The sequence below is a fragment of the Shewanella algidipiscicola genome, from assembly GCF_900380485.1.
Lineage (GTDB): Bacteria > Pseudomonadota > Gammaproteobacteria > Enterobacterales > Shewanellaceae > Shewanella > Shewanella algidipiscicola.
Map to the genome: position 1 here is coordinate 283766 of NZ_OXJV01000012.1, position 15244 is coordinate 299009.

13 protein-coding genes are annotated in these 15244 nt (G+C 47.0%); 8 read left to right on the forward strand and 5 right to left on the reverse strand.

Annotation, left to right across the window (positions count from 1 at the left end; translation table 11 throughout):
- Positions 1–183: 183 nt before the first annotated feature.
- A complete protein-coding gene (gene corA, locus DN599_RS08720) occupies positions 184–1155 on the reverse strand; it encodes a magnesium/cobalt transporter CorA (protein ID WP_110457227.1) in 972 nt (323 codons plus the stop codon).
- Positions 1156–1181: 26 nt separating this feature from the next.
- Positions 1182–1727, reverse strand: a complete 546-nt coding sequence (locus DN599_RS08725) for a mechanosensitive ion channel family protein (protein WP_110457228.1) — start codon at positions 1725–1727, stop codon at positions 1182–1184.
- Positions 1728–2103: 376 nt separating this feature from the next.
- Here DN599_RS08725 and DN599_RS08730 point away from each other — a divergent pair, with 376 nt between their 5' ends.
- The 4 genes from DN599_RS08730 (at position 2104) to DN599_RS08750 (ending at position 6993) form a co-directional block, all read left to right on the forward strand.
- Positions 2104–2847, forward strand: a complete 744-nt coding sequence (locus DN599_RS08730; RefSeq protein WP_110457229.1) for a spermidine synthase — start codon at positions 2104–2106, stop codon at positions 2845–2847.
- 513 nt (positions 2848–3360) lie between these two features.
- Positions 3361–3930, forward strand: coding sequence for an alkyl hydroperoxide reductase subunit C (ahpC, locus tag DN599_RS08740; protein ID WP_110457230.1), 570 nt, complete (start codon positions 3361–3363; stop codon positions 3928–3930).
- Positions 3931–4105: 175 nt separating this feature from the next.
- Positions 4106–5671, forward strand: coding sequence for an alkyl hydroperoxide reductase subunit F (gene ahpF, locus DN599_RS08745; RefSeq protein ID WP_110457231.1), 1566 nt, complete (start codon positions 4106–4108; stop codon positions 5669–5671).
- Between the two features lie 119 nt (positions 5672–5790).
- On the forward strand, positions 5791–6993 hold the full coding sequence (locus DN599_RS08750; RefSeq protein WP_110457232.1) for a GGDEF domain-containing protein: 1203 nt from the start codon (positions 5791–5793) through the stop codon (positions 6991–6993).
- A gap of 32 nt (positions 6994–7025) precedes the next feature.
- Here DN599_RS08750 and DN599_RS08755 read toward each other — a convergent pair whose 3' ends face one another.
- The 3 genes from DN599_RS08755 to DN599_RS08765 all read right to left on the reverse strand — a co-directional run bounded on the left by DN599_RS08755 (position 7026) and on the right by DN599_RS08765 (position 9556).
- Positions 7026–7223 carry a cytoplasmic protein gene (locus DN599_RS08755; protein ID WP_110457233.1) on the reverse strand — a complete coding sequence of 66 codons (198 nt, stop codon included), beginning with the start codon at positions 7221–7223 and terminating at the stop codon, positions 7026–7028.
- Between the two features lie 200 nt (positions 7224–7423).
- Positions 7424–8836, reverse strand: a complete 1413-nt coding sequence (locus DN599_RS08760; RefSeq protein WP_110457234.1) for a cytochrome C biosynthesis protein — start codon at positions 8834–8836, stop codon at positions 7424–7426.
- A gap of 264 nt (positions 8837–9100) precedes the next feature.
- A complete protein-coding gene (locus tag DN599_RS08765) occupies positions 9101–9556 on the reverse strand; it encodes an OmpA family protein (RefSeq protein ID WP_204165112.1) in 456 nt (151 codons plus the stop codon).
- Positions 9557–10070: 514 nt separating this feature from the next.
- Here DN599_RS08765 and ohrR point away from each other — a divergent pair.
- From ohrR to DN599_RS08785, 4 genes are all read left to right on the forward strand, one after another.
- A complete protein-coding gene (gene ohrR / locus DN599_RS08770) occupies positions 10071–10511 on the forward strand; it encodes a transcriptional regulator OhrR (protein WP_110457235.1) in 441 nt (146 codons plus the stop codon).
- Positions 10512–10627: 116 nt separating this feature from the next.
- Positions 10628–11794, forward strand: coding sequence for a glycerol-3-phosphate dehydrogenase/oxidase (locus DN599_RS08775; RefSeq protein WP_110457236.1), 1167 nt, complete (start codon positions 10628–10630; stop codon positions 11792–11794).
- A 96-nt stretch (positions 11795–11890) separates the two neighbouring features.
- The gene (gene rlmC / locus DN599_RS08780; RefSeq protein WP_110457237.1) at positions 11891–13066 is read left to right on the forward strand and encodes a 23S rRNA (uracil(747)-C(5))-methyltransferase RlmC; all 1176 of its coding nucleotides are present in this window, start codon (positions 11891–11893) and stop codon (positions 13064–13066) included.
- Positions 13067–13554: 488 nt separating this feature from the next.
- Positions 13555–15219: a methyl-accepting chemotaxis protein gene (locus DN599_RS08785; protein WP_110457238.1), complete on the forward strand. Its 1665-nt coding sequence runs from the start codon at positions 13555–13557 to the stop codon at positions 15217–15219.
- The last annotated feature ends 25 nt before the right edge of the window (positions 15220–15244 follow it).

The following is a 15244-nucleotide window of genomic DNA, read 5'->3' on the forward strand; positions in this document are numbered from 1 at the left end:
GCACTATACGTTAGACATTAAGTGTTAGACATTAAGTGTTAGTCACTGTCGACTTGCCAACTCAGCTTTAACATGATCATATTAAATTCAAAGGGCTAATCCTTACCCATGATTAGCCCTTTGTGATGGTGCAGCTTAGCCATTGTCTATGCCTCGCCTAGCGGTAAGCTTGTATTGAAGTGATTAAATCCATTTTCGGCGTCGAAACAGCCAAATCAATACCGCCGTGATGCAGAGCATCACGCCCCAGACAATAAAGTAACCGTAAGGGTTTTTTAGCTCGGGAATATACTCGAAATTCATGCCATAAATACCGGCAATAAAGGTCAGAGGCACAAATATGGCGGTAATAATCGTCAGTACTTTCATGATGTTGTTTAAGCGATGGGCGCTAATGGAGATATAACCGTCAATTAAGTCGCTAGCAACTTGATAAAACAGGTCTGCTAGACTCGCGGCGCGATGTTGGTGTTCACACACATCGTTGATCTCATGCGCCAGTGCGCTATCAAATGGGAGCGATGGTTCATCGCGCAGATTGTTAAACAACTCCACATGATAGTGAAAGTTACGCCGCAAACGAGTGAGATCGGTTTTATACAATACCACTTCGGCCAGTACCTTATCATCGGCGGTGGTCAGCATGACCGACTCAAGTTGTTCGAGGCGGGTTTCTAAATCAAACAGAATTTTATGGTAGCGTTTCACCACAAAGCGGCTGATCTTAAGGCTTAAGGCCCCAGTCCCAGTGGCGAGGGAGATATCGCCCGCGTGCAACGCCGCCATGGTGCGCTCGATGCTGAGCGAGCGGGCCGAGTGGCGAGTGATAATAAAGCGCTCACTGATAAACATCGCCAAGAGAATATTATCGCAATTAATGGATTCAGAATCTGCCGACAAGCCACGCAGCAAAATAAAGGTGTGATCGCCAAAATCTTCAATCTTGGGTGGATGCCTATCGCGTGACGCATCTTGCAGCGCTAGCTGATGCAGGTTAAAAGTTTGTTTTAACATGGCTTGCAGTGGCTCGGTTAACTCGCCATCAATATTAAGCCATAAAATGGCGTCATCGCTCTGTTGCCACTGAACGATATGGGAGTCGTCGCCTTGAATGAGCGAATTATCTTGTGGGCTGTAGAGAAGAGTGGTCAGCATAGTCTTGCCTCTGGTTAGATGACGCCTTAATCACTTTGGATTTGGATATGGTCTTTATCATCTTTTTCGTTAATGAGTGCTGGGGCATGGCTGGATAACTTGAGTACCCCTTTTTGCAGCATCAAATTATTAGGGTAAGTGATAAGCACATCGTCGTCGCGTTGGATCAATACATGGAATAGACATATGTCGGCGATGATCCCTGTGACATCTTCATCCTTATCAATCACTTTAATCTTGTCGCCAATGCGATAGGGAAAGACGAAGAAGATTAAAATGCCGGCGGTAATATTACTCAGTATCGACCATTGTGCGACAAGGGCAACACCCAGTACGGCAAAGATGGATGAGATAAACAGCGACACTTGCTGATATTCAATCCCGAGCGAAACCACCATTAGGCACACCATCAGGGTAAAATAGAGGTAGCTAATGTATTGGATCACCATTTTCGAACGAGTCGCTGATACCTGTTTATGTTGGGCAAGTTTACTGACCCAATTGGTCAATAAGCGCTGGCCAAAAATAAATAATACAATAAACAGGGTGACGATCAGTAGTGAATAGGTCATTAGTAATAGCTTATAAATAAAAGACTTTTAACATTTACTACATGATGCAGGCTTATGCAATGACTCTTGTTACGCATCAGCAAATTGGCTTACGGGTTAATGTGGGATCATAAGTTGAGGGGGAGTGGCTTAGCGATAACCATTATGCTAACGAGCTTGTTGCATCAAGCTGGGTGTTCTGTCGACTAATCGAGCAAACCGGTGGGTTTATCTGTGTAACGGGGTTGAAGTGGAGGATAAATCACCCTGTGGTGGCTGTGTTAGCGCGCCGATTCAGTCATACTATCGCCTTTGTTACTCGGCTTACATCACGCCGCCATCAACGGGCCGGTCGCGATAGGCTCAGTGTTTCATTATGCTTATTGTCGGAGTCCAGATGACAGATTTTCAAACCTTGTATCGCAGCGAGGATGAGTACGGCCCTTTAATCGTTAACGAAGATGGCCAGATGCGCCTGCTTTCGTTTGGCGATAGCGATGAACAAAGCAAACTGCTTAAGTCATCACCGCACATTCCCCAGCATACGTATTTACAAGCCATGTTATTGGTACTGCTTTTTATTAAGCCTAAGCGAGTCATAGTGTTAGGCCTGGGTGGTGGGGGCTTAATTCATGCGTTACGTCATTACGATCGCGCCATTAATATTACCGCCGTCGAGCTGCGCGGCGAGGTGATTGATATTGCTAAACGCTACTTTCAGTTACCTACGGGCAAAAAGCTCACTCTTATCCATCAAGATGCCACCGAGTTTTTGGTGGCGCGGGAGCATAAAAAGGCCGATGTGATTTTTGCCGATATTTATGGTGCCGACGGTGTCGATGAAAACCAGCTGTCAGAAACTTTCATTGCCAATGCGGCGAGCCTGCTTAAGGGTGAGGGGTATTTGGTGCTCAATTGCTGGAAAGAACATAGTCAAAATCGAGAGCTATTAGCGTTACTGCAGCTCCATTTTGTCGAGGTAAGAGCCTGTTTAACCGGTGGCGGTAATTGGGTGGTAATTGCGGGGAAAGTGGCTAAGTCGGTCAGTAGTAGTGGCTTAAAAGCCGAGGCGCAGCAGTTATCCTTGCAATTGGACTTTCCCTTGGGCCGCAGTTTAACGCGATTCGAGCTATGGGAGTGATTTTTAGCTGTTAGCATTTAAATGCGCCACTTTTATAATTAGGGCCTGTTGATCTTTGCTGGTTGAATGTTGTTCGAGACAAAAACGTTTTAATCTAGGCGAGTGGATTGCTGCTTAGTTATCTAAGCAAAATTGACTTAACAAAGAGTAAAACGTTTTTAGCCGAACCCTTCGGGCAGCGTTTGTTGGGTATTTCTACTGCGTTCTCAGCTTTTTATGTAGAATAACTACACCACAAAGCTTCTGCCTTGTATAAATACCCAACAATTAGCTGCAAAAACAACCTTGAAAGATCAACAGGCCCTAGTCACTGCAACATAGTCGCTTAGGGCTAATCGATTTTTTCATTGCGATCAAAGTTCAATTACAAAAATCGATTAGCATGATAGTTTTTACCCGTTATATTTAATTGTCACGCCGCGTTATTATCTCTCCATCGAAACAAACAACGGGTTGCAGCAAACGGCTGCTACCCAAGCGTTAATCTGTTAATAACCCTAAATGGAGCATGACATGACACAATCTATCATCAACACCGAAATCAAGCCTTTTTCTGCAACTGCATACCACAATGGTGATTTCGTCTCGGTAACCGAGCAAGACCTTTTAGGCAAGTGGTCAGTAGTGTTCTTCTACCCAGCTGATTTCACGTTTGTGTGCCCTACCGAACTAGGTGACATGGCCGATCACTACGAGAAGCTACAGTCTATGGGCGTTGAAGTGTACTCAGTGTCAACAGACACTCACTTTACTCACAAAGCATGGCACGATAGCTCAGACACTATCGGCAAAATTCAATACCCAATGATCGGTGACCCAACCGGTACTATCACACGCAACTTTGGTGTGATGATTGAAGAAGATGGTTTAGCACTTCGCGGTACTTTTGTTATTAACCCAGAAGGTGTAATTAAAGTGGCTGAAGTTCATGATCTAGGTATTGGTCGTAGTGCAGCTGAGTTAGTTCGTAAGATCCAAGCTGCTCAGTATGTTGCAACACACGACGGTGAAGTTTGTCCTGCTGCATGGCAGCCAGGTGAAGACACCCTAGCACCTTCTTTAGACCTAGTGGGTAAAATCTAACGCAGCCTCACCCCTAGCGGATAGAGCCACATCTGGCTTATTCGCTACCGGCTAAGTTCATCACTTAGCCCCATTATCTTAATGCTGGCTCAGGTTCCCCCTGCAATGCCTGAGCCGGCACTTTATCGCTATTTTTCTTTACTCATTTTTGAGTCGCCTATATTTAGGAGCTTTTATGTTAGATGCGAATGTAAAAAATCAGCTGACTACCTATCTGCAAAACCTCAAGCGCCCAGTTGAACTTGTCGTATCAGCAGATAACAGTCCTAAAGCGTTAGAATTAAAGTCGTTAGCTGCCGATATAGCTGACGCTTCAAGCTTAGTGTCAGTGACCGAATCCGCGGGTGAACGCACCCCGTCAATGACAGTAACCAACAACGAAACCCATAGCCGCATCAGCTTTGCTGGTTTGCCTATGGGGCATGAATTTACCTCATTGGTGTTAGCTTTGCTGCACACCGGTGGGCATCCGATTAAACTCGATGCAGAGCTAATAGAGCAGATCCGCGCACTTCCCGGCGAGTATCGGTTTGAAACTTATGTATCGTTAAGCTGCCAAACCTGCCCAGAAGTGGTGCAGGCACTGAATATGATGGCAGCTATTAACCCTAATATTAGCAATGTGATGATTGATGGCTCACTATTCCAAGAAGAAGTGAATCAACGCAACATCATGGCGGTGCCCTCTGTTTACCTCAACGGTGAGCCTTTCTCTGTGGGCGGTATTAGTGTGGTTGAGATCCTTAATAAGCTAGACGTCAATGCCGCTGGCCGTAAGGCTGAGCAGTTAAATCAGAAACAAGCGTTTGATGTGTTGGTTGTCGGTGGCGGCCCCGCGGGTGCATCGGCGGCCATATATGCAGCCAGAAAGGGGTTACGTACCGGAATCGTGGCCGACAAGTTTGGTGGTCAAGTCGCCGAAACTGTGGGCATCGAAAACTTTATTTCAGTGAAAGCCACCGAAGGGCCAAAGCTGGTGGCTAACCTTGAAGCCCATGTGCACGAATATGATGTTGATATTATGGATAATCAACGTGCCTTGAGCCTTAAATCTGGCGAGCTATTTGAACTCGAATTGGAAAGCGGCGCAGTGCTGCGCAGCAAAACCGTGTTAATCGCCACAGGTGCCCGCTGGCGAGAAATGAATGTCCCCGGCGAGCAAGAATACCGGGGCAAAGGGGTCGCGTACTGCCCACATTGCGATGGTCCATTGTTTAAAGGTAAACGGGTTGCCGTCATTGGTGGGGGGAACTCAGGTATTGAGGCGGCGATCGATTTAGCCAATATCGTTGAACATGTCACGGTATTGGAGTTTGATAGCAAGCTTAGAGCCGATGATGTGCTGCAACGCAAGGCCGCATCTATGGGCAATATTGATATTATTACTCAGGCAATGACCACTGAGGTGACTGGCGATGGTCAACGTGTTAATGGCCTAAATTATACTGACAGAGCCACAGGCGAAAGCCACCATATCGCCTTGGCGGGTATATTTGTGCAGATAGGTTTGGTGCCGAATGCCGAATGGTTAAGAGGCACACTCGAGCTGACTAACCGTGGTGAGATCATTGTCGATGGGAAAGGGGAAACCTCGCTTGCGGGGGTATTTGCCGCAGGTGATGTCACCAATTCGGCCTACAAGCAGATCATCATAGCCATGGGCAGTGGAGCCACGGCTTCATTAGGCGCTTTTGATTATCTGATCCGTCATAGCGAAGACAGCAGCGTCCAAGCCGCGTAATGTTAGCCTAATACCTTGATTAAACAGCCAGCTTAGCTGGCTGTTTCTGTATCTGCTTATATACTGATTTAACAAGAAGATTTTTATTGAGGTATTATCGGTAACTCACCGTCTTATGTATGACAAATCAAATAATTAACTTCGAACAGCAACATAAAATTGAGACTCTGCGCTACATACTTAACAGCATCAAGTGGGCTGCACTGTTGTCATTGTTTTTAATCGTGGCCATTTCTATGAGCGCTTACGTGAGATCCTTGTCAGCCGAGTACTTCGATGTGTTGGCGCTAATGGTGTTACCTGTGTTGTTGGTGTCGCTATCGGGGCTCGCTATGGGCATCTGGATGGAGCGAGAGGCGATGACTCAGCGCATGGTGCTGAGCTACTTCTTGCTGTTAGCGGCGGCGTGGCTGTTTTTGATCATTAGTTTATTTTTGCAGGCCTCACCTTTGCTTGGATTTAATCAATATTCGGCATTGGCTGGAGTTGAGGCGTTGGTTGATATTTTGGTGGTAACCTTTGCGATAGCTCTATTTCCTAAGCGAAACTGGATGTTGGCTTTTATTATTCCTTTGATGTTGATGGGATTGATCATTCGTATGACGTCGCTGCCTGAAAGTCTGGTATTTGCCTTTACCAAGTTAGGCTGCTTTTTTGTGATCATTTTTACTGGACAGAAAGTGTTAGCCCAGTGGTTCGATACGGCTATCTTGCGAGACGTGGAAAAGCAGATGTTAGTGAAGCAGTTTCGCCGCATGGCCTTGATCGATGTGTTGACTAATTTAAGCAATCGACGCCATTTTGACGAGATTTTACATCAAGAGATCAGAGCCTCAGAACGTAACCGTCATCCGCTGAGTTTAATATTGCTCGATGTGGACTTTTTTAAACGTCTTAATGACAGTCAAGGCCATGTCGCAGGTGATCGCTGTTTGGTACAGCTGGCGGCTATCTTGTCGGAAATCGCTCATCGTCCGCGTGACTTAGCGACTCGCTATGGTGGCGAGGAGTTTGCCCTTATCTTGCCGGAGACCGACTTAAAAGGAGCTGTGGTGATCGCCGAAAAGCTAAAGACAGCTATCGAGCATACGCGAATTCCTCATGCCACCTCAGATATTGCTCCTTACCTTACAGTCTCTCAAGGGGTGTGCCAGTGGCAAGAGGGGATCGATGCCGCGGCCTTTATTCGCAGCGCCGACGCATTACTCTACGAGGCTAAAAAAGCGGGGCGTAACACCTTTAAGACAGGCATAGCTAAGCCCGTGGTGAGCCCAAAGCAGGCGTGTTTTTATAATGCAGGTGATGTAGAAAAGCCCACCTAATGTGGGCTTTTTATTGGCTTATAAGTGTGCGCTTATGCCGTGGTATTAATATTGTTGCCTATGTTTCCAACTGGCGCCGCGCTTGGTGCGGGCGTCGCTGCATTAATTAATTGCAGTGCAATTTCTCCCTCAGCTTGTTGTTGCTCCTTAGCAAGCTGAGCCACTTTTACCCCAACACTGCCATTGCTCATATTGGGTTGGAGGTTGCTGGTACCAATCGTTACTGCCATGAGGACTGCCTTAAATTAAATGGTGCCTTATGTTAACGATAGCCCATTATCATATGGATTTTTGTATCGTTAACGCGAAACGCTATTAAATTAGCTCTTAGCCTAACTTAACTATAGTGTTATCGGCCTAGTCTTGCGCAGCTTTAATTCTCTTTTTAAGGTAAGCGCGGTGATGTGCCATACCATCACCGCATGGCAGCCTAACCTTGGCGCGCAATCAGCTTACGGCCTAAGGTGATAATCAAGGTTAAGCCAATGGATGCGGCAATCAAGGCGATCGCTAACGTGACGTTTTGCAGTGCCGTAGGATCGACCGCTAAGGTGCCGCCCAGTCCAATCATCATGATGCCCGACATCAGTTTGAGGGTTTGCCCCTCTTTCTCCGTTAGCTTACGTTTACCTAAGGTGGCACTGAAGGCGATGACAATAATGGCCAGCGGGATTACATAAACAATATTGTAAAAAGCCAGATACAGGTAGCGATCGAATGCGGGGAGTTCATGCATCGACAATACACTGGTGTAAATCATCGGAAAACCAGCGGTGCAAAGCAGCTCGTAAGCATTGGCTAAAATGGCTAATACCACAGTGCCTGCGATCATCGCCGCCATGCTGCTGGCGCTGGTGAGTTTACCCATCCGCTTAATGAGTCCGGTGCGGTTTTCTGCCGACATCGACAAAGTCACCTCTCCTTTGGTAAAGAAGTAGTCTTTGATATTGATAACGCCCGCGACTAAGGCCATCAATCCGGCGCCTAATATAATCCAGCCACCATCACTGCCCGCACCGAGCAGTTCGAAAATATTGAGCCATGCAATCATAAATAGGAAGTAAATAAAGCCGGAGAAAAAGACAAAAATACCGCCCACAATCAACATTCTGCTTCGGCTTTTAGCGTTAACCATGATGGATAATAGGAATAACAGCACGAAAAAGGCGCAGGGGTTAAAGGCGTCGACTCCAGCCAATACCACTGTCAGTACGGGCAGTGATAGGGTTTCGGGAGCGATAACGCCAATGAGAGGTAGTTCTACCGGTTGCACTTGACTTACAGGGGCAGTATTAGCTGTGTCACCGAGGCCTAAATCGCAGGTGCCAGCTTGTTCACTTTCAGTGCAGGTGCCAAAGAGGGGCGAGGCATCGGCAGTGTCGGCATTGGCCTGTGGGGCCAGATGCTCGTCATCGCTGACTTGTCCACCTAAGGCGCGATAGCACGCTTTAAGGTTTTGCACTATGTACTGCCCGGTGACCGCTTCGCTACTGTAGCCCACAGTGGCTTTATCGCAGGCGGCAATGTAGGGCACCGAGCGGGCAGGTACTTGGGTCTTTTGGGCAATCTGTTGCCATTTATCCATGGTGCCATCGGCCGAAATCATGTGTGACTCCAGCTCTATCCAGGGATATTGTTGTGGCAGCGAATCGATAAAAGGGTGGGCCTCGGCGCAATGGGGGCAGGTTTTAGACCAAAAAAAGTATAGCTTTATTTTTAACTGCCCTTGGTCGTCGACATAGTGCCAAGTGGTATCAGATTGAGTGGTTTTGTCGGCGCCTTGGCTGGTAAAGGGGCTGAGACTTAATAGTAATAATAAACTTAAAATGACAATTCTTAACATGTTCCCTCCTCGGGAAGTGCTCGCCTGATCAAGATGGCAAGGGTGAAAACCCTGTTATCAATAGTTTACTGCGCAGCCAAAGGGAGATTAAGTTTATCTGTCATATTTGCAATACAAATCGTGAAATGGCAGGTAAGTGTTAACTGGGGCAGATTTTGCTGCTGAGCTCAACGAGGGATAACGCATGTTTATTGCTGGCGGCGATTGCCGCCAGTTTGGACTTAATTCGTCGATATCATTTGCGGTGTAGGTTGGTCCGTGGGTTTAATCGCTTAGGTTTGCATCAGCGGTATCAGTTTGCTCTGAGCGACTCTCCTTGGCGGCGACCGTTACTGGATGAGCATCTTGACACCAATGTATGCGTAGGGTGCGGCTATTGTCATTACTCGCTGTGAGGATGCGGGTCATAATGGGCGCCTTGTAATCAGATTTCGCAAGGTACTCTTTTACGCGTTCGATGCGTCGATACGCCAGCCAACGGTCATATTTTCGCAGCTTTTTATCGGTTTGGCCTTTATAGATAGGGAATTCGAGTAATAAGTAGCCGTTATCCGTTTGAGTATCAGTGATGAGCTGTTGCAGTTGCTTGGCGTGATGTTTTCCAAAGTACGAGCTGTTGACATCAAATGGTATATCTACCAACTCAATCTCTTGTGGGCAGTGCGCTGCGGCATTACCTAACCATAATAGTGAAAGCAGAGCCAGAATTAGCTGCTTCATAGTGAACACCTCCAATGTGTTGTTGTGATCTATTTTGTTAAGCCAAGTCTTTGACTTAGGTCTATAACCTTAGGTTTTGTAGCAAAGTATGACTTCAGGTCTATCAAGTTGTGGCTAGGGTTGTTTTTAAGCTGTTAGTGTTAGAGTTTCCCGCCTGTGGCGCTAGGTTTGATACATAAAAAGTTGTTTTTTACTGCAAGTTAATTGCCTTTGTGCTCTATAAAGTTGAGCAAGGCCAGTATGCAGCCATTAACGGCGCAGTGTCACACTTTCAGCCTATTATTATAAGCTGGGCAATTTAGGATAAAAGTGTTTACAAATCAACCGCATTTATTAATAAAATGCAATTTTGATGATAATAATTGAGTCATTACACAAATCTGGTGTTTTACGCGTTGGATCGGCATGGCATTGTCTTACTAGCGCGATCGCAATTTTTGTCGTTGTCAGTGGGATCAAGATTGCAGTAGACTGATGAAAAGTTGTGTGCAATTAAATACTGGAACAACCGTAAATGAGTCAAGATAACAGCCATAACCCTTTGCTATTGGAAAATCAGATCTGTTTTGCTTTATACAGTGCCACCAATGCCATGATCAGAGCCTATCGCCCCTTGCTTGAGGCGTTAGATCTCACCTATTTGCAATACTTGGCGATGATGGTGCTGTGGCAACATCAGGGGATCAGCGTTAAAACCTTAGGTGAAAAGTTACACCTAGACTCTGGTACCTTAACGCCCTTGTTAAAGCGCCTCGAAGCAAAAGGGTTGGTGACACGCGGTCGCAGTGAAACAGATGAGCGAGTCAGAGTGTTACATCTCACCGACAAAGGCTTGCAGCTTGAAACGCAGGCTCAGCAAGTGCCCATGCAAATGCGCTGTAGGTTAGGTGGCGAAGATGCTGAATTTGCTCAGTTAAAACAGCTGTGCGATAAAGCTTATGCCTATTTAAGCTGAGTCAAGATAAAACGCGTGGCGGTTGTTTGTTATATTGGTTCGCGCCAGGATAGCGCATCGGATTTAAAGTTAACCTGATATAAATGCGCGATGATTTTAAGGGGATAAGAAGTGCTATGGACGCTGTCGATTTAATCGTCATTGGCGCCGGAATAACCGGTGTGGGTATCGCGCAGCGGGCACAAGCGGCAGGTTATCGCGTTACCGTGCTTGAAAAATATGGTGTTGGTGAACAAACCTCATCCAATTCCAGTAAGCTTATCCACGGTGGCCTGCGCTACCTAGAAAGCGGCCAACTGGGCTTGGTTCGAGAGTCGTTAGCACAGCGTAAAGCGTTGTTATCCTTAGCTCCCACCTTAGTAAAACCTGTGCCTTTTTATATTCCCGTCTACCAAGACAGCCAGCGCGGCCCATTGGCTATACGCGCTGGGCTGAGCCTTTATGCCTTGCTCAGTGAGTTTGACCCGTTGGGGCAATTTAAGTCGCTGGAGGCAAAAGAGTGGAGCTCACTTGGTATTACGCTCAAGGGGCTTAGGGCCGTGTTTCGTTATTGGGACGCGCAAACCGACGATTTGGCGCTGACCCGTGCCGTTGCCGCCAGTGCCGAGCAACTTGGCGCCAACATTATTACTCAGGTGCAGATAGAGCAGATCATTCATGACGGCGACGGCTGCGTGGTCAATTACCGTCACAACAACGGGGCTGCGAGTCTGCACGGGCGCTGCGTCATTAATGCCACTGGGCCTTGGGTCAACGATACCTTAGAACTTGTCACTCCTAAGGTGGATAAACTGGCTATCGAGCTGGTGCAGGGCAGTCATTTGGTGCTGGATATCGCCGCGCCTGCTGGCATTTTGTATCTCGAGTCTATTTACGATAAGCGGGTAGTATTTGTGATGCCTTGGCATGGTAAAACCATGATAGGCACCACAGAGACGACGATTGCGACGCCGCAGGATGCCAAGGTCACGGTTGCAGAAACACAATATTTACTGGGGATTTATCGTCATTACTTTGCCCATATGACAATGGATGCTCTCGAGAGCAAGGTCGTTGGTCACTATTGCGGTGTGCGAGTCTTACCTAAACAGACGAGAACAGCGTTCGATACCCCTAGAGACACCATCATGGATGCTCAGCCGAGTCACCCACACTTATTGACCATTTATGGGGGTAAGCTCACCACCTTTAGGCATACCGCCGCCGATGCTATGCTATGGCTGCGTGAGCAAATAGGTGTCAGGCCGATAAAAGCCGATGTTGATCATTTGCCCTTAGGCTAAATGGACTGTCATCACGGATAGAGGCATTAAGCCTTGATGTAGGCGTGGTGAAAGATCCTTGCTCAGCAGGTGATTCTTTAGCTGAAAGGCGCTAAAATGGGCCGCCTTTTCTATTTATCTCAGAGCCTATCACCCGTGAAGTGTGCCCATTTCGATGCTAAGCAGTGTTTATCTTGTCGTCATATTCAGACACCTTTAGCCGAGCAGTTAACGGCTAAATCGGCAGTATTACGCCAGTTGCTGCATGGATTACCGGTACAAGAGTGGCTGGCACCCGTATGTGGGCCTGAAAATGGATTTCGTAACAAGGCCAAAATGGTGGTGCTGGGCGCCGCTCATCAGCCTATTTTAGGCATAGTGAGCCCCAGTGGCGAGCCTGTCAGTCTGTGTGATTGCCAGCTCTACCCTGATGATATGCAGCAGCTGCTGCATCGCTTACAGCTGTTTGTGCGCCAAGCAGGTATCCCACCATATCGGGTCGATAAACAAAAAGGCGAATTGAAGTTTATTTTGCTCACCCGCAGCCAAGTTCGCGGTGAATATATGCTCAGGTTTGTGTTGCGTTCCACCGATGCCATTGCTCGTATTGAGCGCGAACTGCCAGCTTTATTATCTGAATATCCACAAATTAAGGTGGTGTCGGTTAACTTGCAGCCAGTGCATATGGCAATTCTTGAGGGGGACACGGAAATGTTCCTCACCGAAGCGACTCGCTTAGAAGAACGTTTTAATGACGTACCACTGTCTATTCGCCCTAAGAGTTTTTTTCAGACCCATCCCATGGTGGCTGAAAAGCTATATCAAACTGCTCGTGAGTGGACCGCTGAACTTGCGCCTCAATCGATTTGGGATCTGTTTTGCGGTGTGGGCGGCTTTGGCTTGCACTGCGCCTCTGGCGAAATAGCGTTAACCGGCATCGAAATCGAACCTGAGGCGATAGCATGCGCCAAACAGTCGGCAGCGGCGATGGGGTTAGAGAAGGTGCAATTTACCGCCCTCGACTCGACCGAATTTGCCAGCGGTAAGCAAGCTCAAGATAAGCCTGATCTGATTATTGTGAATCCTCCCAGACGTGGCATAGGTCAATCTCTGTGCCATTCATTAAGTGAGTTCGCCCCAAAAGCGATTCTTTACTCCAGTTGCAACCCTCATACCTTAGCCAGTGATCTACGCCAGATCAAAGGCTATCACATCACCAAAGTTCAACTTTTTGATATGTTTCCCCATACCGATCACTTCGAAGTGTTAACCATGCTAGTTAAGGATGTGTAGCGCAATTGTGTTTCTCGAGTGTATTAATGTGGTATGACCTGCTTGATTTTGCCAGAGAAGTGGCAATTTCGTTTTAGTTTTGCTGTTAGACTGTCGTACTTTAGTGATAGGGGGCGACTTTGCTGCTGAAAGCTTGGCTCAATTTAGTGATAGATATTGTAAAAGTGTAAGTCGTTAGCAGGCTATCTTGTTAATAGACTGTCTTACTGTTCGATCATTACTGATATTAAGCCATTAATTTTCAATGTTTTGTCGTTCAACTGGTCGGATATATTCGCCTTATGGTGATTTCGGCTTATCTTCATCTAGTGCGCTGTGGGTCAGGTGATACTTGAGTTTCTCATAATGAAACAAGGTATTGTGTTGCTCTTGGTATTTTTTGTACGGCAGCTAAAGCGATATTGACTATAGTTTAACTATTGGGTTCATCAAGCAAGCGATTAACCTCTGTTTTTAATTAATGTATCAATCTGTTATGGAGCATGGAAATGTGGCAACTTAAAATGAAGAATAAGCTACTGGTGTTTGCCTTATTGCCGTTAATCATCAGCTTTTTGTTGCTGGTGGCTATCACCTATACCCTAGAGTCGAACGCCCTTGAAGAAAACATGAACACTTTTCGTGACTCCCTCTACAGTGAGCGTAAGAGTCTATTAGAGGAAGAGGTAGAGATAGGCGTTGAGATTGTTAAGTATCAGCTGAGTCTCGGCGATAGGGGTGATGTCAGTGCGGCGTTGCGTAACGTCCGATTTGGCAGCGCAGGTTACTTCTTTATTTATGACTTTACCGGTAAGACCATATTTCATGCTGTGGCGCCAGCATTGGAAGGCACAGATCAGATAGGTATGACTGACCCCAACGGTAAAAAAATTGTGGTAGGGCTTATTGACACCGCCCGTAATGCCGATGGTCATTTTGAATTTGAGTATGCCAAACCTGGTACCAGCCAAATCATCCCTAAATTCAGCTATAGCGCTGTGGTTCCCGGTACTAATTGGGTGATAGGGACGGGGGCCTATGTTGATGACTTGGATGTGATTATCGATGACTATCGCGCGTTGATGACCCAAAATATGCAGAATAAGGCGATGACAATTGTGTTTATTGTCTTAGTGATCATTGGTATTACGACCGTGGTGATGCTATTTGCGGCGCAGCGTATGGTCAATCCAATTCATAATATGGTGAGCAGCCTTGAAGATATTGCCAAGGGAGAGGGCGATCTGACTAAACGGCTTGAGGTTGAAGGTCAAGATGAGATAGCCATGTTAGGACGCTCCTTTAACCAGTTTGTTGAAAAGCTGCAAGGCATTATCAAGCAGGTAGCACAGGCAACGCTGGCCGTGAAAGGGGGGGCTGATAGCATCTTAACCCAGACGCATACCATGTCACAGCAGTTACAAAGCCATAATAATGAGACAGATCAGGTTGTCACCGCGATAACCGAAATGTCGGCGACCGCATCAGAAGTGGCGATGAGCACAACTCAGGTCGCCGAGGCGACACAAGCTGCGACACAAGATGTGGGAAATGCCCAGCTGTGTGTCGATACTTCATTGAGCGAAGTGTCGGCATTAATGGCCGAAATCGATACCGCCGCCACCCACATTACCTCGCTTAATGAGCAATCACAAAAAATCAACAGCGTACTGAGTGTGATTGGTGGTATTGCCGAACAGACCAATCTATTGGCGCTAAATGCCGCGATCGAGGCGGCGAGAGCGGGTGAGCAAGGGCGAGGCTTTGCGGTGGTTGCCGATGAAGTGCGCAGCCTGGCCAGTCGCACTCAAGCGAGTACCTTAGAGATCAATGAAATGCTGTCAGAGCTGCACAACTTAGTCTCGCTGGCGGTTAATAGCATGGAGTCGAGCCAGCAAAGTTGTCATCGCTCAGTCAGCTCATCGCGGGCGATTTCCGACAGCTTAGGCGCCGTTACTTCTGCGGTGACCTCTATCAATGATATGAGTACCCAAATTGCCACCGCCGCCACCGAACAAAGCTCGGTAACCGAAGAGATTAACCGTAATGTGTTTGCTATCCAAGATATTGTCAACGAGCTACTGCAGTCGAGCAATAGCGCTTCGGATACCAGCCAAGAGTTGGCTCACGAAGGGCGTAACCTAGATTCGTTAGTAGGCCAATTTAAGGTGTAAGCGCTATCGGCTGGAAAAGATAAGT

What these genes read in the sequence shown, in the direction of transcription:
- corA (WP_110457227.1), bottom strand. Translation starts at nt 1,155, where the DNA reads ATGCTGACCACTCTTCTCTACAGCCCACAAGATAATTCGCTCATTCAA.
- DN599_RS08725 (WP_110457228.1), bottom strand. Translation starts at nt 1,727, where the DNA reads ATGACCTATTCACTACTGATCGTCACCCTGTTTATTGTATTATTTATT.
- DN599_RS08730 (WP_110457229.1), top strand. Translation starts at nt 2,104, where the DNA reads ATGACAGATTTTCAAACCTTGTATCGCAGCGAGGATGAGTACGGCCCT.
- ahpC (WP_110457230.1), top strand. Translation starts at nt 3,361, where the DNA reads ATGACACAATCTATCATCAACACCGAAATCAAGCCTTTTTCTGCAACT.
- ahpF (WP_110457231.1), top strand. Translation starts at nt 4,106, where the DNA reads ATGTTAGATGCGAATGTAAAAAATCAGCTGACTACCTATCTGCAAAAC.
- DN599_RS08750 (WP_110457232.1), top strand. Translation starts at nt 5,791, where the DNA reads ATGACAAATCAAATAATTAACTTCGAACAGCAACATAAAATTGAGACT.
- DN599_RS08755 (WP_110457233.1), bottom strand. Translation starts at nt 7,223, where the DNA reads ATGGCAGTAACGATTGGTACCAGCAACCTCCAACCCAATATGAGCAAT.
- DN599_RS08760 (WP_110457234.1), bottom strand. Translation starts at nt 8,836, where the DNA reads ATGTTAAGAATTGTCATTTTAAGTTTATTATTACTATTAAGTCTCAGC.
- DN599_RS08765 (WP_204165112.1), bottom strand. Translation starts at nt 9,556, where the DNA reads ATGAAGCAGCTAATTCTGGCTCTGCTTTCACTATTATGGTTAGGTAAT.
- ohrR (WP_110457235.1), top strand. Translation starts at nt 10,071, where the DNA reads ATGAGTCAAGATAACAGCCATAACCCTTTGCTATTGGAAAATCAGATC.
- DN599_RS08775 (WP_110457236.1), top strand. Translation starts at nt 10,628, where the DNA reads ATGGACGCTGTCGATTTAATCGTCATTGGCGCCGGAATAACCGGTGTG.
- rlmC (WP_110457237.1), top strand. Translation starts at nt 11,891, where the DNA reads ATGGGCCGCCTTTTCTATTTATCTCAGAGCCTATCACCCGTGAAGTGT.
- DN599_RS08785 (WP_110457238.1), top strand. Translation starts at nt 13,555, where the DNA reads ATGTGGCAACTTAAAATGAAGAATAAGCTACTGGTGTTTGCCTTATTG.